The 579-nt window shown below is 73.2% G+C and carries 1 protein-coding gene; it reads left to right on the top strand.

The window, feature by feature from the left end; genetic code table 11:
- Positions 1–79: 79 nt before the first annotated feature.
- Positions 80–579, top strand: a 500-nt coding sequence (locus AOK15_RS45920; RefSeq protein WP_167738917.1) for a hypothetical protein, incomplete at its 3' end; no start/stop codon positions are given.

Genomic DNA, 579 nt, shown 5'->3' with positions numbered 1-579 from the left:
GTTCGGTGTGGGGGTGGGGCGCGTGTGGCCTTGGTGGGCGGGTGGCGGATCGTTCCCCTATCGAAGGCGGCGGAGCACGGTGGTACCACCGCTTCCCGGGGCCCTGCGCAGGGCAGCGGCCCGGGCCCGTCGACGCGACTACGGGATCGTCCCCACGCCCAACCACGGCTACCCGCTCGTCCTCCTGGAGGCCCCCGAGGAACGCGCGTACTGGAGCCACAGCCACCGTCTCGTCGCGTCACTCGACCGCCGGGACCGCAGGCGGCTGGGCCTCGCGCTGCTCAGTGATCCCCACGGCACGAAGGACATCGCCGTGGAGGCCGCCCTGACGCAGCACACCTGCGGCTGGTCCCCCGAGGAGACCGAGCGGCTGCTCGAACTCTCCCTGCTGGACACGGATCACAGCCCGCGCCGGATGTGCCGCACCATGGGGCTGCCGCTCGCCGCCGTGAGGGAGCAGGAACCGGCCGTGCGGGCCCGCTACCGGACCCAGCTGCACCGGATCGCGCTCGCCGCGATGGTCGATCACGGCCTCTCCCGCCACTGCGCGTGGCACCTCTCCCAGCAGGAGGCCGAGGA

The organism is Streptomyces ossamyceticus, from assembly GCF_001418475.1.
GTDB classification, from domain to species: domain Bacteria; phylum Actinomycetota; class Actinomycetes; order Streptomycetales; family Streptomycetaceae; genus Streptomyces; species Streptomyces ossamyceticus.
Note: the sequence above shows the minus strand (reverse complement) of the source record. Positions and strands in the feature narration are given on the sequence as shown.